Below are 23460 nucleotides of genomic sequence, written 5' to 3' on the forward strand. Positions count from 1 at the left end.
GCCTCTAGACGAATGGGACGCCGGTCTTACGTTTAGACTCCGTAAGGGAGTGAATACTCATTGATACCTGTAGGCTAAGCATCAACGCTATCGAATCGTTAACTTTACAGTCAACCACTCAAGAATTAAGTGGTATCCCATAGGGGATTCGAACCCCTGTTACCGCCGTGAAAGGGCGGTGTCCTAGGCCTCTAGACGAATGGGACGCCGGTCTTACGTTTAGACTCCGTAAGGGAGTGAATACTCGTTGATACCTGTAGGCTAAGCATCAACGCTATCGAATCGTTAACTTTACAGTCAACCACTCAAGAATAAGTGGTATCCCATAGGGGATTCGAACCCCTGTTACCGCCGTGAAAGGGCGGTGTCCTAGGCCTCTAGACGAATGGGACGCCGGTCTTACGTTTAGACTCTGTAAGAGAGTGAATACTCGCTAATATCTGTAGGCTAAACATTAACGCTTTGTATAAGTGATGGTGGAGCCTAGCGGGATCGAACCGCTGACCTCAACACTGCCAGTGTTGCGCTCTCCCAGCTGAGCTAAGGCCCCTCATACTAACTTATAGCCTTTGAGTGCACCGTCAGCAAATGCTGCCCTGTGTCTCAACTGCGAGGCGCATTCTATGCAGCACACCCAAAAGTGTCAACTCGTTTTTTACGAATTTATTCTATCTGCTACAAATTCAACCGCTTTGGAGATTCTTTGTGCGCAGCGTTCACGACCAATCAGTAATAAAGTGAGGTCTAGTGCAGGTGATTGCCCCGCGCCAGTCACAGCAACACGAAGCGGCATCCCTACTTTACCCATGCCCACTTCTAGCTCAGCAGCAGTATCTTGGATCACTTGATGCAAAGCTTCCTGTTCCCAATTCTCAAGTTCGGCTAATTTCTTTTGCACTAATTGCAGTGGCTCCATGGCAACACCACGCAAATGCTTCTTCGCTTGCGCGGCATCAAACTCTTCAAAGTCTTCATAGAAGTAACGGCTCGACGCAGCAAGCTCTTTCAGAGTCTTTGCTCGCTCAGACAAGGCCGTTACCACCTCAGCTAATGCAGGACCATTGCTTGTATCAATATTTTGCTCTTGCATATGCCAAACTAAATGCTCAGCCACATATTCTGGTGCAAGGCTCTTAATATAGTGTTGATTGAGCCAATTGAGCTTTTCAGTGTTAAACGCTGACGCAGCCTTATTGATATCATCGAGTTTAAATAATTGCTTCATCTCTTCAATAGAAAAGACTTCCTGGTCGCCATGTGACCAGCCTAAACGAACCAAATAGTTAAGTAACGCTTCAGGCAAGTAACCATCGTCACGATACTGCATCACGCTTACTGCACCATGTCGCTTTGATAATTTAGCACCATCATCACCAAGGATCATTGATACGTGTGCATATTCAGGAATAGGCGCATCTAATGCTTTAAGGATATTGATTTGGCGTGGTGTGTTGTTAAGGTGGTCTTCACCTCGCACCACACAATTGATCCCCATATCCCAGTCATCGACGACAACACAAAAGTTATACGTGGGGGTGCCTTCTGTACGAGCAATAATTAAGTCATCCAATTCTTCATTTGAGAATTCAACTTGACCACGTACATGGTCTTGAAAGACAACGCTGCCTTCTGTGGGGTTTTTAAACCGAATGACGAATGGCTCATCCGTATCGCGCGCGGGCAGATCTCGACAACAACCATCATATTTCTGACGTTCACCTTTTGCAGCTTGCTCTTCTCGCAAAGCTTCAATACGTTCACGGCTGCAATAGCACTTATACGCTTTACCCTGCTCCAACAGTTGAGCAATAATTTCATTGTAACGATCAAAACGCTTTGTCTGATAAAAAGGGCCTTGGTCCCAATCCAGTCCAAGCCACTTCATGCCATCTAAGATTGCATCACATGCTTCTTGGGTTGAACGCTCAAGATCTGTATCTTCGATACGTAAAACAAACTCACCTTGGTTTGCTTGAGCATGTAGCCATGAATAAAGTGCAGTACGCGCACCACCAACATGCAAAAATCCGGTGGGGCTAGGAGCAAAACGTGTCTTAGTGACCATAATGGAACATTTACCTATATAAAGCAGTCGCCCGAGGCGACGACAAGTGTAAAAAAGTGGCCATATTCTAACAGTCAATAAAGGTGGGGGAAATAGATTGACCAAACTCTATCGGGTTTACATCGAATTAATTACTCAATGTGATTTACTGAAGTATTTAAAAATGCAGGGTAAGTCTATATTTGGAATTCAGTGAAAATCATCGCCTTCAATCGCTGAAAATCAAAGATGGCAGGCTTGTGAATAACAAAACATCAATGCGCACAATTTTGCAGCTACCGGATCTTTTTTAAATAAAAACCGTTGACAGAGGATCGTTGCCCCCTATAATACGGCTCCACACAGCGAGGTCGATTAGCTCAGCTGGGAGAGCACCTCCCTTACAAGGAGGGGGTCACTGGTTCGAGCCCAGTATCGACCACCATATTTTCAATATTTGAATTCTATGGCAATGTGTTAGAAAAGTTTGTATCCCAGGTCGATTAGCTCAGCTGGGAGAGCACCTCCCTTACAAGGAGGGGGTCACTGGTTCGAGCCCAGTATCGACCACCATGATACAAATTTTTTATGACAATTTGATAAAAGCGTTATCCCAGGTCGATTAGCTCAGCTGGGAGAGCACCTCCCTTACAAGGAGGGGGTCACTGGTTCGAGCCCAGTATCGACCACCATTTTTCAAGCAATTGAAAAAGTATAAATAACGCTTCGTAAAATCCCAGGTCGATTAGCTCAGCTGGGAGAGCACCTCCCTTACAAGGAGGGGGTCACTGGTTCGAGCCCAGTATCGACCACCATATTTTACGACTTCATTTGTTAGATCCCAGGTCGATTAGCTCAGCTGGGAGAGCACCTCCCTTACAAGGAGGGGGTCACTGGTTCGAGCCCAGTATCGACCACCATTTTTTACTGCTCCATCTGTTAGATCCCAGGTCGATTAGCTCAGCTGGGAGAGCACCTCCCTTACAAGGAGGGGGTCACTGGTTCGAGCCCAGTATCGACCACCATTCTTCAAATATTTTTTCCAATCTCAAAAATCACGGTCTATGCTTTTAATAAGTTCATTATGTGATGAGTCTCGCTATGGAAAATAATGTCTCTTCTCTTTCAATTTATCATATTGCGCGCCATCTTGAGCAGGCCTACGGCTTTGATAAACAACAAGCACACAGCGAAGCACAAACAATTATGTGTAAACTGACGCAATTTACCAATCATATCAATATCGACGACAGCCAAGTTGGCCTAACTGGAAATATCCACTTTTCATTTCAGCACATATAGTAATCATTTAACTTTTAGTGATTTGTTCTCGTTCTAGGAGGAGTGAGCTACCCTTTTCAATTCATGTTTATGAGCTTGATATAAATAAATCAATATCTAAACCATTAAATAAAGCATTAACTTTACTTAATTAGATTTAACTGACATAGTGAACAGCAACTTAGTTTGGTAATCAGTTAATCATGCACAAGCCCCAAAACGAACAAACAGCCAAAAGCATTCTTGGTATTACCCTGCTGGTTACCTTAATCAGTGTTGCAGGCATTGCCCTTCCCTATCCTATTTTGGCCCCCCTATTTGCCGAAGGCACATCACCGCTGACACAATTTCTAGGCCTTCCAAAGGAGCTTTTATTTGGCATCGTGCTGGCTATTTATCCGCTAGGTATCATTATTGGCAGCAGCGTTATCGGCTCGCTGTCTGATCATTGGGGGCGGCGAAGAATTCTTGGGTACACACTCATCGGTACGGCTATTAGTTATGGGCTAACTGGAATAGCCGCAGTTTCAGGTGACTTCTTATTGTTCATCTTGGCGCGTTTACTGACAGGAATTTGTGAAGGCAATATCGCAATCGCACGGGCAATTGCTGCAGACCTTCACCCCACGATAGATAAAACGAGAAGTTTTTCTCTCATCAGTGCCATGGGGTATGGTGGTTATCTTTTAGGTCCACTAGCAGGTGGGCAACTCGCATTTGCAGGCCCCGGATTAGTGTTTTATTGCGCGGGGCTCGCATGCTTTTTGTGCGGCATACTGAGTTTTTGGTTACTTCCTAAAAGTTTGGACAAAAAAGTTCTGAACGCAGAAGCAAAGTCTAGTTTTGTGCTCCTTAAAGATCCAAAACTAAGACGATTTTTCACCCTATACCTTTGCTTAACCCTTGGCGTGAATATCTACTACGAATTTTACCCTCTTTGGCTAGTCAATATTCATGAATACGGCCCCATCGGCATCAGTTGGGCTACGATATTTCTTACATCATGTATGATCTTAACAAGTGTTGCATTTAACCCTAAATTACAACGCCGCTACTCCCATGCTCAAGCCGGTATTTTAGGAATGATGATGTTCGCATTCGCATTACTTTTCGTCCCACTATTTAGCTCAATACAATTTCTCGTTTGCTTCGCGTTAATGGGTGCAGGAATTGCTATATTTAACGGCTTTTTGCCAGCTTATATTTCGACTGCGTATGCCCATAGAGCGCAAGGGCAACTGATGGGAATGCTCGTCACGATATTCTGCATAGGAAATGTACTTGCGGCAATTGTTGGAAGTTTACTCTCACTCATACAAGTTCAATGGGCGTTGATTTGTGGAGCATTTGTCGTCCTGATTGCATGTGCAATTTTTTATCACGGACATTTCAAAGCCTCACTATGGTATAGAGAATCAGAGCAAACAAAAGCTAGCGAATAAGCGTATTAGTCTTTCAACAATGAGCCAAAAAAATTCGTTCATAATGCTATCAATTTACAAGCATTTTCTCGTCATCGTGGCTTGATAAATTCCAGTTTATGAACGACGCTAAATAGAGAGTTTTCATCATTTTTGAGTGTATATGCCACCGCACCGCTTTAATAAGAACCGGCTATTTATTTATGTCTTGCTAACTTTAGGGTTGCTTGTAGCGATACAAGCCACTCATTGGTGGTGCGAAAAGCGCGGTTTTGAACAATTACAGCAACATTCAGAACAACAACTCGAAGAGCTGAAAGGGTTTCTAGAAGATACACTGATACGTTACGAGCGAATTCCCCAAGTCATTGCAGACAACACATTATTGAACCAAGTTCTCAATAATCAGAGTGATCCAGTAGGGATCCAGAAGTTAAATATTTACTTAGAAGAACTACAAAAAGCCACTGCTGCCGCAGATGTGTACTTAATTAACAGCAAAGGCGACGCCATCGCTGCAAGTAACTGGCAAAAGGAAAACACTTTTATTGGTAAAAACTACTCTTTTCGGCCTTACTTTCAACAAGCAATTTTGGGTAGTTTGAGTAGCTACTATGCTGTCGGCGTATCGTCAAATAAGCGCGGTTTTTACTTCTCCTCCCCAGTCTATAGTCAGGCAAATATTTTGGGCGTCATCGTCGTGAAACTCAATATCGACCTCGTTGAGCAACAAATCAAAAGTATGGCGCAATCGAGTCAGTTTGAAGTGATTGTGAGTAGTCGAGATGACATTGTGTTTCTTGCAACCGAGCAAAGCTGGCGTCTCGCTTCACTGGTTTCCATTACTAGCGCTGAAAAGATGACTATCAATGGCTCACAACGATACGCACAACGACAAATTAAGCAATTAGATATTACACCAGAGTACAGACCCGTCGCAGAGCACCACTTCCAGATTTATCAAATCGCTTCAACAAGCGGCTCTATTAAGTACATGGAAAACAGAAAGTACATGCCTTTTGCCAAATGGCGCGTACATGTTTTAACACCAATCAACGATGTCTATGACCAAATGCCTTTCGCATATCTCCTTACCACATGTATCTATTTACTATTTTGCGGCGGCTTATTATTTTCTTTTGAACGACGACGCCACCTAAAGCGCCTGAAGCAAGCACAAGAGCAATTAGAAAACCGGGTCAAAGAGCGCACAGAGGAATTACTAAAAGCCAATGAAATGCTCAAGGAGTCCCAAGAAGAAGTCATTCAATCCGCTAAATTAGCGGCTATGGGTAATTTGTCAGCAAGCATCAATCACGAAATTAACCAACCTTTAACAGCTTTGCGAAGCTATGCACAAAACACTCAATCGTTTTTACTAAGAGAGCACAATGATAAGGCGTTAGAGAATATACAGACCATTGTCGAATTAAGTGATCGACTCACCGATATTGTTGAACGTTATAAAGATTTCACTCGTAAAAGCCAAGGCAAAGAAACCGCAATCGATATCGTTAAAAACGTTGAGTACGCCATTGTTATCGTGCAACCAGAATTGGACAAAAAGGGTGTCGAATTAATTGTTCGATATCCCAAAGAAAAAGTAATGATTTGGGCGGAGAAAACCCGATTGCAACAGGTTTTGGTGAATTTGCTGAGTAACTCAATTGTCGCAATGCAGCATTCATCAACCAAAAAGCTCGTCGTAGAAGTCGAGGTCCAGAAGTATTTGACCATTCGCGTTAAAGATACCGGACCTGGCATTAATGAAGCTTACATTGAAAAGATATTTGAACCCTTCTATTCAACCGAGCAAAACCCTGGGTTAGGACTTGGGCTTTCCATTTCAACCAAAATTGTGCATTCCATGAAAGGGAAGATTATGGCTGAAAATGCTCATGATGGCGGTGCGATATTTACCGTGCAAATTCCAATTTTTTCAATGTAATCTATATATTGCAGTATCAACAGCCTGCTCATAAGACACCGCTGAATAGCACCTGAATGCTTATATTGCTCTGCCTAAATAGCGTCTGCTTGACGCTCTGGCTGCGCATTGATAAATGCATCAAGTTGATTACAAGTTTGATAAATCCGCTGAATATGTGGGTATGGCGCCATATCAACGTGGAAACGTTCAGCATTATAAACTTGAGGTATTAAGCATATATCGGCCATTGTTACTTGATCACCAAAACAATACTGACCACTTTGCTTAACAAGCATTTGCTCAATTGCAGCAAACCCTGATTGAATCCAGTGCAGATACCAAGCATTTTTGCGTTGCTCATCAACACCGAGTTCCCCAGTCAAATATTGCAATACGCGCAAATTATTCAATGGATGGATATCGCACGCGATAGCATAGGACAGCGAACGCACTTGCGCTCGCTCCCAAGCAGTCTGAGGTAATAGTGAAGGAGCGGGAAACGCTTCATCCAAATACTCAATAATCGCCAATGATTGCGTTAATATTTGCTCGTCTTCCAGTTGACTGGGACTAGGTTGTCCTTCTGCGGACGCTTGCCGTGTCTTTTCACTTTGGTGAAGCTGATTTGGTGCAATGCTAAGTGCTGGCACCAAAGATTGCGGGTTGAGTTGGCGAAACACTTCACTGTGTTGCTCTCCCCCATTTTTAACCAAATGAATTGAAAACTGTTCTGCTTGAATTTGTTTCAAATTCAAAGCAATTCGAACTCGATAAGCAGCACTAGAGCGCCAATATCCATAAAGTTTCACAGCATTTCCTTCTTTGTTTCTCAGCTCAAGCGTCGAATAAAACAATGACACAAGACTTCATTTACGGCTCATAGCGCACAACTTGCTGATCAATTGAACCAAAAATACTGTGATTCTCTTTATCAAACATTTCAACGCGAACGCGATCTCCAAACCCCATAAAACGGGTGGCAGGCTTGCCATCAGCAATCACTTCTAACATTCTCTTTTCCGCTAGACAGCTCGAACCAGCACTACGGTCATAATTTGAAATCGTACCAGACCCAATAATTGCACCTGCGCCGATGGGTCTAGTTTTCGCCACATGAGAGACGAGATCACTAAAATTAAATGTCATATCAACACCGGCATTGGGCTGACCAAATAACTCATCATTTAAGTGCGTCACCAGCGGCAAATGAATTTTGCAATCTCGCCAAACATCACCCAGTTCATCAGGTGTTACTGCAACAGGTGAAAAGCTGCTCGACGGCTTCGATTGAAAAAAGCCAAACCCTTTTGCTAATTCACCAGGGATTAAATTTCGTAAAGAAACATCATTCACCAACATCAGCAATTTAATATGCTTGTGAGCATTTTCTGCAGACACCCCCATCGGAACATCATCAGTAATCACAGCAATTTCAGACTCAAAATCAATGCCCCACTCATCACTTGCTAAGGGAATGTCTGCACGAGGCGGAATAAAGCTATCAGAGCCGCCCTGGTACACAAGAGGATCGGTCCAGAATGACTCAGGCATTTCAGCACCACGCGCTTTACGAACTAACTCAACATGGTTCACATAAGCACTCCCATCGGCCCATTGGTATGCTCGCGGCAGCGGTGAGTGACATTTATCTTCTTCAAAATCAACTGTATTCGGTAAGATTCCCTGATTTAACGCTTCATATAACTCTTGCAACTGAGGTACAAGTAAATCCCATGAATCCATCAGCTGTTGCATCGTATTGGCAATTGCTGGAACTGCGACTGCTTTTTTCAAATCACGGCTAACCAACATTAATACACCATCACGACGACCATTGTTGTATGTCGCTAATTTCATATTTTCTCCCGTACCAAGTTTCACTGCGATTGAGTTTTCAGCAGATTAAATTTTGCGAATATAACTCAATAAAAGTAGCTTTTTTCATTGTAATGAACACATCATATAACGTGAGCAAGATCACAGTAAACTCACATCACAAATCAAGCGTACATAAATTTTTACAGCCTTAAAATTCGAACATATTGCTCACAACAATTATTGCGATTTAGGCTTCGTAATTTTGTAATCCCTTAGCTTATTCGCAATGGCCGTATGAGAAACCCCAAGCTTTCTCGCTAACTGCCTTGTGCTCGGGTATGCTGGATATAGTCGGCGCAATAACCCTGATTCATATTGCTTCATTGCATCATCAAGAGAACCTTCAAACTCGTCATCATAGTAGCCAAAGCCCTCTGCATAAGACGGTAATTTGAGCTGCTCAACGGTTAGCTCTGCCGAGCCATCCCACATCGAGACCGCTCTGAAAATTGCATTTTTTAACTGACGAACATTGCCGGGCCAAGCATAGGTCATCAAATGATCTCGGCAAGCGGTTGAGATGCGACGAACTGGACAGGATAATTGCTGGCTATAGTGCTCAAGGAACATTTCAGTCAGTGGGATAACATCTACGCGTCGCTCGCGTAATGCAGGCATATGGAAGCTTAGTACATGGATCCGATAATAAAGATCTTCCCTAAACTCACCGGTTTGGCAGAGCTCAGCCAAATTATTTTGCGTCGCACAAATCACCCGAACATCAACCCGAACCTCTTTTTCGCCACCAATTCGCCTGAAATGCCCATCCTGCAACAGCCGTAGCAGCTTGACTTGGGCTCCGACGGATAACTCAGCGATTTCATCAAGAAAAATTGTCCCACCAGAAGCTTCAGCAAATAGCCCTTGCTTGATGATCTCACCACCTGCAACATACCCAAATAGCTCTTCTTCCGCTGCACTTTCAGGTACTGCGGCACAGTTAATCGCAATAAATGGCTGCTCACGGCGTAGACTTGCATCATGACAGGCTCTCGCCATTAACTCTTTACCCGTTCCAGTCTCACCCGTGATGAGCAATGGCGCATCTAAATGAGCCATCCTTTTGGCGTGCTTCAGCACCTCTTGCATGTTGTCACTTACTGCAAGTACGTTATCGAAACCTGTTGTTTGGTTTTGCAAAGCATTAAATTGTTTGCCAACTCTTGCTGGTGACTTCAGAGAAACAACTGCCCCCACCAAAATAGAACTTTGGCTATCATCTGGGAGATAAATAGGTAACATTTCTGCAAGGTATTCACGCTGCCCAATCATCACGCGAGCAGCTTGAGCTAATACCTCGCCTTCACTTAACCAACGGCTAAAGCTAAAGCCTTGAACCCAATGGTTAAGTGGTTCATCAATAACCTCGTGCTCCTGCATTGATAGGGTTTGTAAAGCGGACTCATTCACAATGCGAATTCGTGATTTTGAATCAATAGAAAACACGGAATCAGGTAGGGTTCGCAACAAAGTTTTTAATGCGTAGTGTTCCTGCTCTGACGGCATAAATGAAACCGTTCGAACATCTTTCACACTCTCCACTTTGCGGATTTGAGGCATCAATACACTCAAGGTATCAAAGCTTACCTCTGCAAACTGCAAAAATAGAAAACCTTGATTACTTGCATCGATGGCCATTAGATTAATATCGTACCGCTCTAGTACTTCCAGAATATCTTTTGCAAGACCCACTCTGTCTTGACAGCTCACTTCCAAGCGCATAGGACCGTATTTCCCTTTGATTTGAATCTAGGACGATTAAATCGTGTACTTGTAATCTATGTTTAACGCCAATAAAGCATGACGAAGATCACATTTATGTGTATTTATGGCTATACGGTAGAAGGTTATGAGCGTTGTGGCAAGAGTTGTTTACACTTGAATACAATTTGGAGCAAAAACACTGTAGAAGCGAAGCGTGCAATCTAAGCACCGCTTCGCATTTTCATATTAAGAGTCTAATAGTGCATCTGTTTTCGCTGCCATAATAAAGTCATTGCGGTGCAACCCTTTAATGGAGTGAGACCACCAAGTTACCGTCACTTTGCCCCATTCGGTCAAAATACCAGGATGATGAAATTCGGACTCGGCCAGTTCAGCAAGTTGATTCGTAAATACCATCGCAAGCTTAAAATTTTTAAATTTGTAAACTCTCTCTAGTTGCATAATCCCATCTCTCACTTCAACACCCCAGTCAGGAATCAAGCGGATTAATTCAGCCAATTCATGCTCTGTAACTTTGGGGGCATCGGCTTGACACGCTTCGCAGGTCATACTTGCTAGTTTATTCATTTGATTTCCTTGCTCTTTTTTTAGTCCGGTGATTCGTTATGTCTCGACGCACAAATTGCTTTAACTCGCTTGGTGGTCAAACAAAGGTTGAAATAACCCCAGTGACTTTGCTTGGCTAACTGCGGCCATAATATCCATTGACGCGATTTCATCTAAATAGTCGACTGAATCTATCGCGTAATAGACAGGCTGCATAATATCTATTCGATAAGGTGTTCTGAGTACATCAACTATATTGAACTCTCGGATATCTGGCTGAGTCCCCATGCAATATAAAGTTTCTCCAGGTGAACTGAGTATTCCGCCGCCGTAAATTTGCAGCTTTGAAGGTTCCTGAGCGCTGAATTGATTACGCAACAGACCAAATTCAACGGTAAACCAATAAAGCCGAGCCAAAAACACGCGATCTTCTTTAGATGCTGCCAAACCGAGTTGTCCGTATTTCTGTGAAAAATTCGCAAAAGCTTGATTGGTTAGCAGTGGGCAATGGCCAAATATCTCGTGGAAAATATCGGGTTCTTGCAAATAATCAAACTCTTGTTCGCTTCGAATAAATGTCGCGACAGGAAATTTTTGACTTGCCAATAACTCAAAAAATTTGCCGAACGAAATCAACGCAGGTACAGGCGCAGTTTGCCAGCCAGTGGTTTGCATCAACACCTGATCAATTTCATTTAATTGCGGAATACGCTCTTTCGACAATGCCAAGGCATCGAGTCCCGCCATATATTCCTGACAAGCTCGCCCCGGCAAGTTTTCTATCTGACGCTCAAATAAACGTTGCCAAATTTGATGCTCATTATCTGGGTATTCTATATAGCCAGAAGCATTCGCTTCTCTCGCCGTGTAAGCAGTTGCTTTTGTCATATCAATGATTCATTTCTTAAATCCACATATACACATACTTAACCAAATCCACACTTTTGTTAACCACATCACACTTTTAGTTCGGTGAGCGAACACCATTAGTTGTAAATTAATTGTTACAGCATCATTTTTCAGCAAAGTCATAAATGTCATCAACAGAAGCATGTTCGCATCTATAAATCATTGCTATGATGGTGAAAAATGCACTTGCACAAAAGCGTTCAATCAAGTCCCAATCGAAGACTTGAATTGACTGTCAATTAACACATCACGCGCAATGAAAAAGGAACAACGATGAAACAGCAGATAATTCGTAAAGCCGTTATCCCTGTTGCAGGACTCGGCACACGCATGCTCCCAGCGACCAAGGCCATTCCAAAAGAAATGCTTCCCATCGTCGACAAACCTTTAATTCAGCATGTTGTAAATGAAGCGATACGAGCCGGTATTAAAGAGATTGTTCTCGTGACTCATGCAAGTAAAAACTCTATCGAGAACCACTTCGATACAAGTTTCGAGCTTGAAGCGCAGCTTGAGCGACGCGTAAAACGCCAACTACTTGATGAAGTTCAATCCATATGTCCTCCTGGTGTAACAGTCATCAGCGTCAGACAATCACAGGCAAAAGGCCTAGGACATGCAATACTTTGCGCCCAATCTGTAGTTGGAAATGAACCATTTGCCGTCTTACTCCCCGATGTCATTATTGACGAAGCGAGTTGCAACCTAAAAAAACAGAACCTGGCACACATGGTCAAGCGTTTTAATGAAGAGCAAATTGGGCAAATCATGGTAGAAGCAGTACCAGAAGACAAAGTTGATCAATATGGTATTGCCGATCTTTCAGGTGAAAGCATTGTTCCTGGAGACTCATGCCCCATTGCGCAATTGATCGAAAAGCCGGACCGCGAAGAAGCACCGTCTAATTACGCTGTGGTTGGTCGTTATATCCTTCCTAAAGAGATTTGGAAACTATTAGGTAAGACTCCTGCAGGGGCTGGAGATGAAATCCAACTCACCGATAGCATCGCAATGCTCATGGAAAAACAACAAGTAAATGCCTATTACATGCATGGTAAAAGTCATGACTGCGGCAATAAAATGGGCTACATGCAGGCATGTGTAGAGTATGGTCTGCGTCACAAACAAATTGGTAGAGAGTTTGCTCTGTACCTCAAAGACATTGTAGAAAAACTCGAGAGTCAATCTGACTCTTAGCCATTCAACCCTCTGATTAAAAAGAACATAAAAGCAATCAACAATATGAGCAATCGCGTTAACTTAAGTCGCCGGAATCTGTTTAACCGGCGCACGACACATGTCAATCGACCACCTTGGGTGAAAGAAGATATTGAATTTACAGATCTTTGCAGCCGCTGCGACAAATGTATTCAGGCTTGCGAAACTCAAATCATTATCAAAGGGAGCGGCGGTTTTCCCGAAATTAGCTTCAATAGTGATGAGTGCACATTTTGCAAACAATGTGTCGAGGCATGCCCTGAGCCCATTTTCGGTAATACGAACGTTCGCCCTTGGCTTATAGTTGCTCAGGTTGATGAGAGTTGTCTGGTCAACCAAGGGGTCATGTGCCAAAGCTGTAAAGATGCGTGCGACTATGGGGCAATCAAATTTCCTCCAGCACTCGGCAAACCAGCTTTTCCTAGCATCACGATTGAAGATTGTACAGGATGCGGGGCTTGCGTTGCACCATGCCCCAATGATTCCATCAAAATTGAAATGCCAAAAAACTGACATCACAGTGCCAATTATTTATGGTTTTGTTCATCCAAAATACAGGTTAACATCCCTCAACTTCTAAGTTGTTAGAGAGTCTTATGTTCAAAAAAAATAAAACAAACACAAGCCTGACTTTTATTGCGCAAGGAACTCGATTTACAGGGGAATCGGCAATCATAGGTGATGCACTGATTGGCGGAGAACTCTTTGGCAAAGTTAACTCCAAAGGCACCATTACAGTCGAAGCAGGCGGACTACTTGAGGGAGAAGTCCGTTGCAAAGAGCTGAAAGTTGCCGGTGCTTTCAAAGGAAAACTCAGCTGTGACAAACTGATGATTACCGTCACGGGTACAGTTGAAGGTGAAGTTGCTAGCAAATCGATGGAAATTACCGATGGTGGCCAATTTATCGGTATGCGGGTAAAAGATGACGTGATGTTACTCGAAGCACAAACAGAACCCGAAGCATAAACGTAAAAACCTAAGGCATTCAACGCTTTTATTGAGTGTGAATAATCGACAAAAGGCCGTTTATCGCCCATCCCTTACGGCCTCTGTTTTAGTTTGCTAGATATCAATCAAGTTGTTCATACTCATTTAACGCATATACCCGCGTAACACATCCAAGAACTCTTCTGGCGGCCTATCTAAACTATCCAAAGGGACATATAAGTGATAACCAAGGTATTGATCTAACATCATGCTTCTGTGGCCAAACATCGCCAAGACACCCGTGTACTCTTTGGTAGCCCGATTAGCAGCTTCATTGGAAGCGACAATTAACGGTGTAAATTCAAGCCCAAGATGTGCTTCCAAAGTATCCTCATTCTCGCCCTGTGCGGTCGCCGTCATCATCAGAGGGCGTTGCTCCGTCAATAAGCCTGTCGCAAGACGAGGAGAGATAGTGTCCAAAATGGCACTTACGCTCTTCAGCTTAATACCGATATAAGGCAACTCTGTCATTTCTAAACCATGATTCACCCTAACAATGTCTACCCTTTGAATTTGTCGCCAATGCACAGAAACTTTTCCTCGACGATGGCGATAGGTGAACTTTTCACTATCGAGAGTAAAACTGTTGGATGGTTCAAGTAGCTTAGCAGCGCCTAAAATCAAGGAGACTGCGCCCAATGAAAAACAGGTAAGGCCTACTGCAAAATTATCTGCTGAGTTTAAGAACAAGCCAATTCCAAGAAAAAGCACACTTGCACCCACAACAGTTAACGTTATTCCGTTTCTTTTAGAATAAGGGCGGATTTCAACAACAGACATAAAAGCTCAAATATCAGAAATAATGACAGGGTAAATTATAACACGTGAGTCTTAAGCCAGAACCACAGCCGGCCAATATACTCATGAATCGCCCTTTGACAACGGTACAAGTTTTCGGCCTCTAAGCGCCACCACAAACCATCTCTGGCAATAAAATCAGTCGGAGCAGGACTTGGGTACAAACCCTGTTGATGAAAAATAGACATCGCTCTTGGCATATGCGTCGCAGATGTCACAATACGAAAAGGCGCATCAGCAAATCGCTGTTTAAACCACAATGCTTCTTCAATCGTATCTTTTGCCCGAGGCTGTTGATAAATCTGTTGCTCGGAAACGCCTAATTCTAGCGCTGCTTGCGCAGCAATATAGGCATGGGAGTGCTCTACTTGATCGAGGGACTCATCGCCACTCCAGCCACTGGTCACTAAAGTGCAATGTTCACCCAATTGCAATTGACGAACCCCTTCCATTAGGCGGGCAAGCGCAGTCGATGATAGCTTTTGCAACGGCGGTAAGTCTGGTGACGTCGAATGACCCGAGCCAAGAACCAACACGATACATTCATGCTCGACTGCTTCTGAGTTTACCGAGTATTGCTGCTCTAATGGCGCAACAATCAAGTTCACCCCTAATTGACTACTCAGTAGTAACAATAAGCCAATGACACTTGACAGTAAAATACGTGCAGCAGTTGGACGGCGGTACAGAATGACCATAGAAAAAAGTAATAAAATGATAAAAACAGAAATAGGCATCATCAACATTGATGCCATTTTCTTCACCCAAAACATGATGTCACCCACAATAAATCCCTTTATCTATGTATATCTAAATATTTTCTGTTTTAAGCCTTTGCTGCATCGCTCCACAACCAAGCAGCACCACGAACACCAGATGAATCGCCAAACTGATTTTTAAGGATCGGCGTTGTACATTCCCCACCAAATACATATTGAGGTAATATCAAAGGTAAAGCACTGTATATCGATTCAATGTTCGACATTCCTCCGCCCAAAACAATCACATCGGGATCCAGCAAATTAATCACATGAGCAAGCGCACGGGCTAGCCTATCTAGATACAGATTGAAAGCCTGACAAGCTAAATAATGCTCATTTTGCACCAATTGCATAATTTCAATCGTAGTCAATTTCTGAGCCGACAATTTCTGATATTCAGCAGTAAAACCAGTTCCAGAAATGAACGTTTCAATGCAATCATATTGACCACAAAAACATAGATTTGACTGGATTTCCTGCGGACGCATCCAGGGAAGCGGATTGTGCCCCCATTCACCTGCAATACGATTGGGTCCAAGCAAAGCACGACCATTGATAGCGATACCAGCGCCACAACCCGTGCCCAAAATAACCCCAAATACCAACGGTTTTCCTGCACCAGCGCCATCTATAGCTTCCGAAACCGTAAAACAATTTGCATCATTGGCAATTCGAACCGGGCGCTCCAAGAGCAACTCAATATCTTCTTGGAAATTCTGCCCATTCAACCATACCGAATTCGCATTTTTAACCAAACCCGTTTGCTTCGAAATTGCGCCTGGAATACCAATTCCCACCGGTGTTGCAATCATATTGTTAACACGAGTTTGTCTTCGATTTTTATTTTCGAATATATCTTTGTTAGCAGATAAATGACTTTCAGCTTGAGCAACTAGTCGAGTTATAGCCTCAAGGGTACCATGATAGCTTTTTGGTGTTTCAATGCGCTTTCGATAGTGTTCTTGACCCTGCTCATCAAGAGCGATCAACTCGATTTTCGTGCCGCCTAAATCTACCCCGAATCTCATTCTCACCACCATCCGATAAAAGGTTGAATCCACCTAGGCTTGAGCAGGACTACACCCGACATCCACAACCAACGTCTTCATTAAAAGTCAAAATATTATAGTCACTTTGAATGCAGAACTAGGCTTCAACAAATCCATTATTTCCATTGGGCAGAAGTCGCAATAAAAAACGGATTTAACAGGCTAGATTTTTGATTATATTTCAAGCGAATATCTGCATCGTAAATGTTCACTCGACCACCAGCACTTTCAAGTACCGCTTGTGCGGCAGCGGTGTCCCACTCACTTGTCGGACCCAGTCTAGGGTAGATATCAGCGGCGCCCTCCGCCAATAAACAAAACTTGAGAGAGCTTCCAACGGAGAGCATTTCATAGTCATCAAGATTTGCAAGGTAATCAGAAAGCAAAGGGCTTGGATGAGAACGACTGCCAACAATGATCGGCACCTTGCGCGGCACAGAAGATTTGGCAAATAGCTGAGAGAGCTTTGCTGGGACAGGCGCTGAACAACGCTGCTGATTGACTGCCGATGTTACTTCAAGCCATGCGCCAAAACCTAAAGCACCGGAGTAGCATTTACCGAGTGCAGGTGCATAAACAACACCAGCGACCGCAACGCCTTGATGTATGTAAGCTATATTCACCGTAAATTCACCATTGTGCTGAATAAACTCCTTCGTTCCATCCAGCGGATCAATGAGCCAATATGCTGGCCATTGCTTGCGTGTTTCCCAATCAATCGCTTCTGATTCTTCAGATAGGACCGGAACCTCTGGCGTCAGTTTCGTGAGCCCTTGCACGATAACTTGGTGGCTCGCCATATCTGCTATAGTCACGGGACTATCATCGGACTTCACCTGAACAGATAATTGATCTGTGCCGTAATGCTGCATAATGGCTTGGCCTGCTTGTTTCGCAATATCTGCCATTACAGATAAGTATTCGCTTTGAAAACGAGTAATAGGCAATCGAGACTCCTTCGCTTCGATAGGTAATACCACAATGATTATGGCATTAAAACTGTTAAGCTTTTAATAACAAATACCTTTTATTCATGATAAAAGGTTATAGGTAAAACGATTTCTAGCGCATAAACCAAGCGATTGTTCGCTTTAACCCCGCATCAAAGTCAACTTGAGGCTGATAACCAAGCTCGGCTAGTTTATCAAAATTAACGCCATATCTTTTGTCATGACCTAACCGATCCGGTACATGCTCAATCAAAGATGTGCTCGTTCCTGTTTGCAAAGCTGTCGCCATCGGATATTGAGCATGTAATTCTGGACGTTGGGAAAACTCCTGTTCCATTAACTTACAAATACGATGAACCAATTCGATATTGGTCAATTCATATTGGGCACCAATGTTGTAGTGTTCTCCAGCAATACCGTCTTTTAAAATATGTTCAATGCCACGAATATGGTCTTCAACATGGAGCCAATCTCGGATCTGCAGTCCATCGCCATAAATCCCTATCGTCTCATTCTCCAGTAAGTGAGTAATGATCATCGGGATCATTTTTTCCACGTGATGGTAAGGGCCATAATTATTGGAGCAATGGCTCGTTGTTACCGGTAAACCATAAGTCTTGCCAAATGCCCTGACCATATGATCAGCAGCGGCTTTGCTGGCAGAGTATGGTGAATTAGGTAAAAACGGACTGCTTTCAGTGAAGCTATCATCTTCGATTGTTAGGCTTCCATAAACTTCATCGGTAGAGACTTGATGAAATCTAACCTCAGGCTTTCGCTGGCACCAATTGGGATCATCTATCCAAATTGACTTACATACTTTGAGTAAGTTATGGGTACCTACGATATTGGTTTGTACAAACTCATCGGCCGAAGCAATAGAGCGATCAACGTGGGACTCTGCAGCAAAGTTAATTACGGTATCAATATGGTGCTCAATGACTAACCCACGAACTAAAGATTCGTCGGCAATATCCCCTTTTACAAACGTAAAGCGAACAGATTTTATTGCCTCACTTAAATTTCGAAGGTTAGCAGCATAGGTGAGCTTATCTAAACCCCATATTTGGTCATTAGGATATTGTGTTAGCCAATAATCCACAAAATTAGCGCCAATAAAACCTGCAGCTCCGGTAACCAGTATTCGTCGAGACTTAACTGAGGCTTGTGTTTTTGGTAATTGTGCGAGTTGGCTTTTAGGCAAAATATGTTCTCTGTTGAATCATCATTATTGGTTTTGTTTCATTATTCGGCTCATCATCGTTATCTCCAGACATTTTGTCAGCCAACAATCATAAGACCCTATTTTCTAGCAATTATGTCGCTCGTTATTCATACCCATGAATTTTAACATCATCTGTAACTGTGTTTGCCACTGATGTGCATTAGGGGCGTCATTGCCTCCAACATGTGGCGCCAAATGTTGGTGGATCGTTGATGACTCAAGTGAACTATTGAGTGGTCTCAACGCAAATACTCGACCTTTTTTATGCTGTTGCTTACGATACTCAGCCAAGGAAATTGGAATGAGCTGGCATGAGGAGGTATCGACTTGTTCAATAGACCGTTCACCTTCACATTGCAGAACTTGCTCATTTGAAAATGCCTGGATTTTACTTGCAAGCTCAAACCATGTGCAGGTATTGCTAGCACCATAATGATAGAGACCTGACAATCCCGCTCGCACAGCACGCCATATCATTACAGCTAACGCATCAGCCCAAGTCGGTGAACCCATTTGATCTGCAACGATGTTCAACGTTTTACAGTCACGCTGCAATCTCAGCATGGTTTTGACGAAATTGTCACCATAAGGGCTGTATAGCCAAGCAGTTCTTATAATAAGAGGCTCAGGCACAATGCCTGTCGCGGTTAAAGACCTACTATCATGAGCTTGTAAATCTTGTTGCCTTGCTCTTTCTTGATTCAAAGAAAGGTCTTGCTTGGAATGCATCCATTTTGAATTTCTTGCCTGAGTTGACTCCGTAGAATAAGCCTTCGCTATCAATTGCTCACCAGAAAGTTTACTACGACCGTATGCAGATAAAGGCGCTGTTTTAGACTGTGGCGAATACTTGTTGTTTGCTTGCCCATCAAATACATAGTCTGACGAAATATGGACAAGTTTGGCAGCAATACGAACACACCACTTCGCCAGTAACTCAACCCCTTCCCCATTCACGGCTTGGGCACGGCATGGCTTTTCTTCTGCTTCATCCACCCGATTGAATGCGGCACAGTTAATAACAACTTGTGGCATAAACGTATGAAAAACATGATTAACTGCAGTTTCTGAGGTAACGTCACAGTCTTTGCGTTGTAGGCACAGCACTTGCCAGTCCGATTCCACAAGTCGCTCAATATTGGCAAACAACCGGCTCATCATCTGGCGTTGTTCATCTGAGTATTTGGGCGGATTCGACTCATTACCAGAAGACTGACATGAAGAACTTTTTGGCTCTATATCTTGATCGACACTCTGGCGGGCAAGGCTTTGCTTATATGACGCAAGTGACATAAAGCAACGACTGTTGCAACTTGCTTGCATCGTTAAAACCGTCGCAAGCTGCCCTTTGGCACCAGTAATCAATACCCTCATTTACGATTGAGCCGGCATTTCGAAATCAAAATAAGTTTTAAAATCATGCACGGTTTCACGACCTCGAGCCGCTAAAAACGCCAGCAAAGCCTCTGGAGAGCGATTTAATATTCTCGATGATGGAAATTTAGCTTGCTCAATCAAAGCCATTGCCAATGGAAATTCGCCGAGACTAAACGCAACATGAGAATCAGAGGCAACAACTATCGACGCGCCTTTTTCTTTAGCCGACTGAATAATGTTTAAGCAATTGGCTTCGCTGCCTTTACGCGAACACGCAAATGAAGAGTTATTCACCTCCAATGCGACGTTGTGAGCGACCGCCGCATCAACAACGGCTTCAACATGAATTGGGTAGGCAGGATTCCCTGGGTGCGTAATTATATCAACCATGCCACTTTTAATCGTATTCACCATCGCTTGCGTATGATCATCAATATGAGTGGGTGGTAACACCGGCTCATGAAACCCAGCCAGGATGATGTCTAATTCAGCATGATACTGCCCAAAATAATCAATCTTTCCTTCAAGATCGCAAATATTGGCTTCGATACCACGCAAAATCCCAACACCATCGTACATTCTGGGCAATACCCTTAAATTAACAAAGTGCCAAAAGTGAGGCGCATCAGGCATCGCAGGGCCATGATCCGTAGTGGCAAATAATTTAATGCCTTTTCGTTTTGCCTCTGCAAGATAGTCATGAATACTGCTATAAGCATGGGTTGATGCTAGCGTGTGCGTATGGGTATCGACGGGAAAAGTCATTGAGTGTTCCTAACAAAAAACGCCATCGCTATTGTGGCGCTTTATCAGAAAATAAACCAGTGTTATTCAGGTATGTTTTAGCTGCACCAAATTGAAGTTCGCAACGTCTTTACGATTGCAACACTCCATATATTTCACTGAAACCTAAAAATATCAGCGCTACAAAATGCAGCCCGTTACTACACCCGCACGCTCTCCAACTCAATCAAGATCTTTAGGCGCTACACATCAAATTCGTCAATTCTCCCCCATACATAAAACTAAACGCACCACTTTTTCCGTGGTGCATTTGATAGCCACTTAGCCATACCGTTGCTCATTATCAAATGAAAAAGGTCATGTCATAAATCCATTGACTAATTTTCGGGTTTTTATGCAACTCATTTGCTAGAATCCACTCAATTTTTAAGGCAGCAGTATCTGCGTCCAAGCTTGGTTGCGAGCAAAGCAATCAAATTTCATAAATAAAGGCAGGCTATGACCGTTCTTCTAATGACTCCCCCTATGACTCAGCTCAATACGCCCTATCCTGCAACTGCGTATTTGACTGGTTTTTTGCGCACGAGGGGCTATGAAGCGGTTCAAAGGGATCCAGCCATCGAGCTTTTTCTCGAAATGATGACTGCACCTGCACTCGAAATCATTCGCCAGCACGTGGAACAAAACTTTGAGCATTTTGAAGACGAAGAACTTCCTGATGTGATTTTCAACTTCCTTGCAGAATTTGATCGATATCAGCTGACAGTTGAGAGCGCAATTCGGTTTTTACAGGGCAAAGATCCAAGTTTGGCGCTCCGCATTAATTCGCGTAAGTTTTTACCAGAAGGCCCTGCATTTGACGCAATCGCACAAATGGAAGCCGTTTCAGGCGATGTTTTACAAGCGGCATTTGGAAATTTGGGAGTTCAAGATAAAGCAAAATACCTAGCAACCTTATTTATCAATGATCTATCAAGTGTCATTACTCAGGGCGTGGACCCTTATTTTGAAGTCAGTCGTTATGGCGAGCAACTCGCTGCAGCGAACCCAAGCTTTGACAGCCTTTACGAAACCTTAATAGATGAAGCTACATTTAGTTCTGAAATCCTAGAACAACTTGTCGAACACTATATAGAAGACACGCAACCCAGTGTGGTTGCGCTAACAGTACCCTTCCCTGGAAATATGCTCGGGGCTCTGCGAATTGCGCAAACTTGTAAAGCCATTAATCCAAATATTCCAATAATTATCGGCGGCGGTTTTATCAATACAGAGCTTCGCGCATTGAATGATCCGCGCATTTTTGAGTTCGTTGACTTCATTTGCCTTGATGATGGCGAACGGCCATTGATCACATTGCTGGAATACTTCCAAGGGCAACGGGAGATAGATGATTTGGTACGCACATACTTCCTCGCAGAAGATGAAAATGGCCAGGCATATGTCCACTTTAATGAAAACACTGCCCTGCATGATATTCCGCAAACTGACGTTGGCGCCCCCATTTACGATGGCTTGCCATTAGACGAATACTTATCTTTATGTGAAATGCTTAACCCTATGCATCGTATTTGGAGTGATGGTCGCTGGAACAAGCTCACTATCGCCCATGGTTGCTATTGGCGAAAATGCAGCTTTTGTGATGTGAGCCTTGACTATATCGACCGCTACGATGCTGCCGGAGCCGATATTCTAGTTAACCGTGTAGAACAACTCATCGAAGAAACTGGCCAAACAGGGTTTCATTTTGTAGATGAAGCATTACCACCAAAAGTGTTGTTTTCATTTGCAAAAAGACTCATTGAGCGCGGTGTAGTTATCAGTTGGTGGGGCAATATACGTTTTGAAAGAACCTTTAGTCAGGCCCGTTGCCAATTACTAGCAGACTCCGGCTGTATCGCCGTCAGCGGTGGTCTAGAAGTCGCATCAGATCGACTATTAAAGCTAATGAAGAAAGGCGTCAGTGTCGAACGTGTCGCCCAAGTCACCAAAGCCTTCAGTAATGCAGGCATCATGGTACACGCTTATCTGATGTATGGCTTCCCAACACAAACGGAGCAAGAAACGGTCGACTCACTCGAAATGGTCCGGCAGATGATGGAGCAAGGCTGTTTTCAATCTGCTTATTGGCATCGTTTTGTCGCTACCGTTCATAGCCCTATTGGAATAAACCCAGAACAGTTTGGTATTACATTGGCTGAACGCCCTGAAATTTTATTTGCCGAAAATGATGTAGAATTCATTGACCCAACCGGCACGGATCATGAAATGCTCGGCGAAGGTCTTCGCAAAGCTATCTATAACTACATGCACGGAATCGGCTTTGATCAACCGATGAGTTTCTGGTTTGAGCAAGCTGTAACTCCAACGACAATGAAAAGCGATCTCATTGCCCAAGCAATTCATCGTTCAATCGAAACCGATGAGATGTAAACCAGTGCTACAGCAAATCGCCCATAAAGTGCATTCAAATATCGCTCAGCACGATCTTTTAGCTTTTCAACATGTGCTTGAGCAGATGAATGAAAAACTAACAAGGTAGATCGGTTCAAGCTCCTCTTTAGCAGTCACCTATCACGTCTAAGGAGATCGCAGCCTCAACGCCGTTAAAACTA

The 23460-nt window shown here is 43.4% G+C and carries 20 protein-coding genes and 9 tRNA genes; 13 read left to right on the forward strand and 16 right to left on the reverse strand.

The features are described from left to right. Positions 1-130: 130 nt before the first annotated feature. The 4 genes from IEY18_RS00005 to gltX form a co-directional block, all read right to left on the reverse strand. Positions 131-206, reverse strand: a tRNA-Glu gene (locus IEY18_RS00005). A gap of 110 nt (positions 207-316) precedes the next feature. Next, positions 317-392, reverse strand: a tRNA-Glu gene (locus IEY18_RS00010). A gap of 82 nt (positions 393-474) precedes the next feature. Then, positions 475-550, reverse strand: a tRNA-Ala gene (locus IEY18_RS00015). A gap of 105 nt (positions 551-655) precedes the next feature. Continuing rightward, positions 656-2065: a glutamate--tRNA ligase gene (gene gltX / locus IEY18_RS00020; protein WP_188916588.1), complete on the reverse strand. Its 1410-nt coding sequence runs from the start codon at positions 2063-2065 to the stop codon at positions 656-658. A gap of 348 nt (positions 2066-2413) precedes the next feature. Between gltX and IEY18_RS00025 the strand changes: the two genes are divergently transcribed. The 9 genes from IEY18_RS00025 (at position 2414) to IEY18_RS00065 (ending at position 6694) form a co-directional block, all read left to right on the forward strand. Continuing rightward, positions 2414-2489 (forward strand) — tRNA-Val (locus IEY18_RS00025). A gap of 52 nt (positions 2490-2541) precedes the next feature. After that, positions 2542-2617, forward strand: a tRNA-Val gene (locus tag IEY18_RS00030). A 43-nt stretch (positions 2618-2660) separates the two neighbouring features. Continuing rightward, positions 2661-2736, forward strand: a tRNA-Val gene (locus IEY18_RS00035). Positions 2737-2783: 47 nt separating this feature from the next. After that, positions 2784-2859, forward strand: a tRNA-Val gene (locus tag IEY18_RS00040). 29 nt (positions 2860-2888) lie between these two features. Beyond that, positions 2889-2964 (forward strand) — tRNA-Val (locus IEY18_RS00045). A gap of 29 nt (positions 2965-2993) precedes the next feature. After that, positions 2994-3069: transfer RNA gene (locus IEY18_RS00050), tRNA-Val, on the forward strand. Between the two features lie 76 nt (positions 3070-3145). Continuing rightward, positions 3146-3346: a hypothetical protein gene (locus IEY18_RS00055; RefSeq protein WP_188916590.1), complete on the forward strand. Its 201-nt coding sequence runs from the start codon at positions 3146-3148 to the stop codon at positions 3344-3346. A gap of 182 nt (positions 3347-3528) precedes the next feature. Then, positions 3529-4767, forward strand: a complete 1239-nt coding sequence (locus IEY18_RS00060; protein WP_188916592.1) for an MFS transporter — start codon at positions 3529-3531, stop codon at positions 4765-4767. Between the two features lie 142 nt (positions 4768-4909). Further along, positions 4910-6694: a sensor histidine kinase gene (locus tag IEY18_RS00065; protein WP_188916594.1), complete on the forward strand. Its 1785-nt coding sequence runs from the start codon at positions 4910-4912 to the stop codon at positions 6692-6694. Between the two features lie 74 nt (positions 6695-6768). Here the strand turns inward: IEY18_RS00065 and maiA are convergent, their stop codons facing one another. The 5 genes from maiA to phhA form a co-directional block, all read right to left on the reverse strand. Further along, positions 6769-7485, reverse strand: a complete 717-nt coding sequence (gene maiA / locus IEY18_RS00070) for a maleylacetoacetate isomerase (RefSeq protein ID WP_188916596.1) — start codon at positions 7483-7485, stop codon at positions 6769-6771. A 61-nt stretch (positions 7486-7546) separates the two neighbouring features. Then, positions 7547-8533 carry a fumarylacetoacetate hydrolase family protein gene (locus IEY18_RS00075; protein WP_188916598.1) on the reverse strand — a complete coding sequence of 329 codons (987 nt, stop codon included), beginning with the start codon at positions 8531-8533 and terminating at the stop codon, positions 7547-7549. 198 nt (positions 8534-8731) lie between these two features. Then, positions 8732-10276 carry a transcriptional regulator TyrR gene (gene tyrR, locus IEY18_RS00080; RefSeq protein WP_188916600.1) on the reverse strand — a complete coding sequence of 515 codons (1545 nt, stop codon included), beginning with the start codon at positions 10274-10276 and terminating at the stop codon, positions 8732-8734. 228 nt (positions 10277-10504) lie between these two features. Next, positions 10505-10846, reverse strand: coding sequence for a 4a-hydroxytetrahydrobiopterin dehydratase (locus tag IEY18_RS00085; protein ID WP_188916602.1), 342 nt, complete (start codon positions 10844-10846; stop codon positions 10505-10507). A gap of 60 nt (positions 10847-10906) precedes the next feature. After that, complete coding sequence (gene phhA, locus IEY18_RS00090; RefSeq protein ID WP_188916605.1) at positions 10907-11713, reverse strand: phenylalanine 4-monooxygenase; 807 nt, start codon at positions 11711-11713, stop codon at positions 10907-10909. A 294-nt stretch (positions 11714-12007) separates the two neighbouring features. Between phhA and galU the strand changes: the two genes are divergently transcribed. From galU to IEY18_RS00105, 3 genes are all read left to right on the forward strand, one after another. Next, on the forward strand, positions 12008-12931 hold the full coding sequence (gene galU, locus IEY18_RS00095; RefSeq protein WP_188916607.1) for a UTP--glucose-1-phosphate uridylyltransferase GalU: 924 nt from the start codon (positions 12008-12010) through the stop codon (positions 12929-12931). 45 nt (positions 12932-12976) lie between these two features. Further along, on the forward strand, positions 12977-13465 hold the full coding sequence (napF, locus tag IEY18_RS00100; protein WP_188916609.1) for a ferredoxin-type protein NapF: 489 nt from the start codon (positions 12977-12979) through the stop codon (positions 13463-13465). An 83-nt stretch (positions 13466-13548) separates the two neighbouring features. Then, the gene (locus IEY18_RS00105; RefSeq protein WP_188916611.1) at positions 13549-13920 is read left to right on the forward strand and encodes a bactofilin family protein; all 372 of its coding nucleotides are present in this window, start codon (positions 13549-13551) and stop codon (positions 13918-13920) included. A 126-nt stretch (positions 13921-14046) separates the two neighbouring features. Here the strand turns inward: IEY18_RS00105 and IEY18_RS00110 are convergent, their stop codons facing one another. The 7 genes from IEY18_RS00110 to IEY18_RS00140 form a co-directional block, all read right to left on the reverse strand. Then, a complete protein-coding gene (locus tag IEY18_RS00110; protein ID WP_188916613.1) occupies positions 14047-14721 on the reverse strand; it encodes a DUF2982 domain-containing protein in 675 nt (224 codons plus the stop codon). Positions 14722-14756: 35 nt separating this feature from the next. Then, entirely contained in the window at positions 14757-15512 is a 756-nt protein-coding gene (locus tag IEY18_RS00115; protein ID WP_188917818.1) for a YdcF family protein, read from the reverse strand. Between the two features lie 53 nt (positions 15513-15565). Further along, a complete protein-coding gene (gene mak, locus IEY18_RS00120) occupies positions 15566-16528 on the reverse strand; it encodes a fructokinase (RefSeq protein ID WP_188917820.1) in 963 nt (320 codons plus the stop codon). Positions 16529-16665: 137 nt separating this feature from the next. Then, on the reverse strand, positions 16666-17496 hold the full coding sequence (cysQ, locus tag IEY18_RS00125; RefSeq protein WP_268244238.1) for a 3'(2'),5'-bisphosphate nucleotidase CysQ: 831 nt from the start codon (positions 17494-17496) through the stop codon (positions 16666-16668). A gap of 115 nt (positions 17497-17611) precedes the next feature. Then, positions 17612-18703, reverse strand: a complete 1092-nt coding sequence (gene rfbB / locus IEY18_RS00130) for a dTDP-glucose 4,6-dehydratase (protein ID WP_188916615.1) — start codon at positions 18701-18703, stop codon at positions 17612-17614. Positions 18704-18808: 105 nt separating this feature from the next. Further along, on the reverse strand, positions 18809-20098 hold the full coding sequence (locus IEY18_RS00135; protein WP_188916618.1) for an SDR family oxidoreductase: 1290 nt from the start codon (positions 20096-20098) through the stop codon (positions 18809-18811). Beyond that, a complete protein-coding gene (locus IEY18_RS00140) occupies positions 20099-20866 on the reverse strand; it encodes a phosphatase (RefSeq protein ID WP_188916620.1) in 768 nt (255 codons plus the stop codon). It lies immediately after the preceding gene. 477 nt (positions 20867-21343) lie between these two features. On the opposite strand from IEY18_RS00140, the gene IEY18_RS00145 reads away from it, so the two are divergent. Then, positions 21344-23278: a B12-binding domain-containing radical SAM protein gene (locus IEY18_RS00145; protein ID WP_188916622.1), complete on the forward strand. Its 1935-nt coding sequence runs from the start codon at positions 21344-21346 to the stop codon at positions 23276-23278. The last annotated feature ends 182 nt before the right edge of the window (positions 23279-23460 follow it).

Origin of the sequence: Shewanella gelidii (genome assembly GCF_014647855.1) — a bacterium.
GTDB classification, from domain to species: Bacteria; Pseudomonadota; Gammaproteobacteria; order Enterobacterales; family Shewanellaceae; genus Shewanella; species Shewanella gelidii.

Excerpts from the sequence above, each read along its gene's own strand:
- gltX (WP_188916588.1), bottom strand. The coding sequence starts at position 2,065 with ATGGTCACTAAGACACGTTTTGCTCCTAGCCCCACCGGATTTTTGCAT.
- IEY18_RS00055 (WP_188916590.1), top strand. The coding sequence starts at position 3,146 with ATGGAAAATAATGTCTCTTCTCTTTCAATTTATCATATTGCGCGCCAT.
- IEY18_RS00060 (WP_188916592.1), top strand. The coding sequence starts at position 3,529 with ATGCACAAGCCCCAAAACGAACAAACAGCCAAAAGCATTCTTGGTATT.
- IEY18_RS00065 (WP_188916594.1), top strand. The coding sequence starts at position 4,910 with ATGCCACCGCACCGCTTTAATAAGAACCGGCTATTTATTTATGTCTTG.
- IEY18_RS00075 (WP_188916598.1), bottom strand. The coding sequence starts at position 8,533 with ATGAAATTAGCGACATACAACAATGGTCGTCGTGATGGTGTATTAATG.
- tyrR (WP_188916600.1), bottom strand. The coding sequence starts at position 10,276 with ATGCGCTTGGAAGTGAGCTGTCAAGACAGAGTGGGTCTTGCAAAAGAT.
- IEY18_RS00085 (WP_188916602.1), bottom strand. The coding sequence starts at position 10,846 with ATGAATAAACTAGCAAGTATGACCTGCGAAGCGTGTCAAGCCGATGCC.
- phhA (WP_188916605.1), bottom strand. The coding sequence starts at position 11,713 with ATGACAAAAGCAACTGCTTACACGGCGAGAGAAGCGAATGCTTCTGGC.
- galU (WP_188916607.1), top strand. The coding sequence starts at position 12,008 with ATGAAACAGCAGATAATTCGTAAAGCCGTTATCCCTGTTGCAGGACTC.
- napF (WP_188916609.1), top strand. The coding sequence starts at position 12,977 with ATGAGCAATCGCGTTAACTTAAGTCGCCGGAATCTGTTTAACCGGCGC.
- IEY18_RS00105 (WP_188916611.1), top strand. The coding sequence starts at position 13,549 with ATGTTCAAAAAAAATAAAACAAACACAAGCCTGACTTTTATTGCGCAA.
- IEY18_RS00110 (WP_188916613.1), bottom strand. The coding sequence starts at position 14,721 with ATGTCTGTTGTTGAAATCCGCCCTTATTCTAAAAGAAACGGAATAACG.
- IEY18_RS00115 (WP_188917818.1), bottom strand. The coding sequence starts at position 15,512 with ATGTTTTGGGTGAAGAAAATGGCATCAATGTTGATGATGCCTATTTCT.
- mak (WP_188917820.1), bottom strand. The coding sequence starts at position 16,528 with ATGAGATTCGGGGTAGATTTAGGCGGCACGAAAATCGAGTTGATCGCT.
- IEY18_RS00135 (WP_188916618.1), bottom strand. The coding sequence starts at position 20,098 with ATGAGGGTATTGATTACTGGTGCCAAAGGGCAGCTTGCGACGGTTTTA.
- IEY18_RS00140 (WP_188916620.1), bottom strand. The coding sequence starts at position 20,866 with ATGACTTTTCCCGTCGATACCCATACGCACACGCTAGCATCAACCCAT.
- IEY18_RS00145 (WP_188916622.1), top strand. The coding sequence starts at position 21,344 with ATGACCGTTCTTCTAATGACTCCCCCTATGACTCAGCTCAATACGCCC.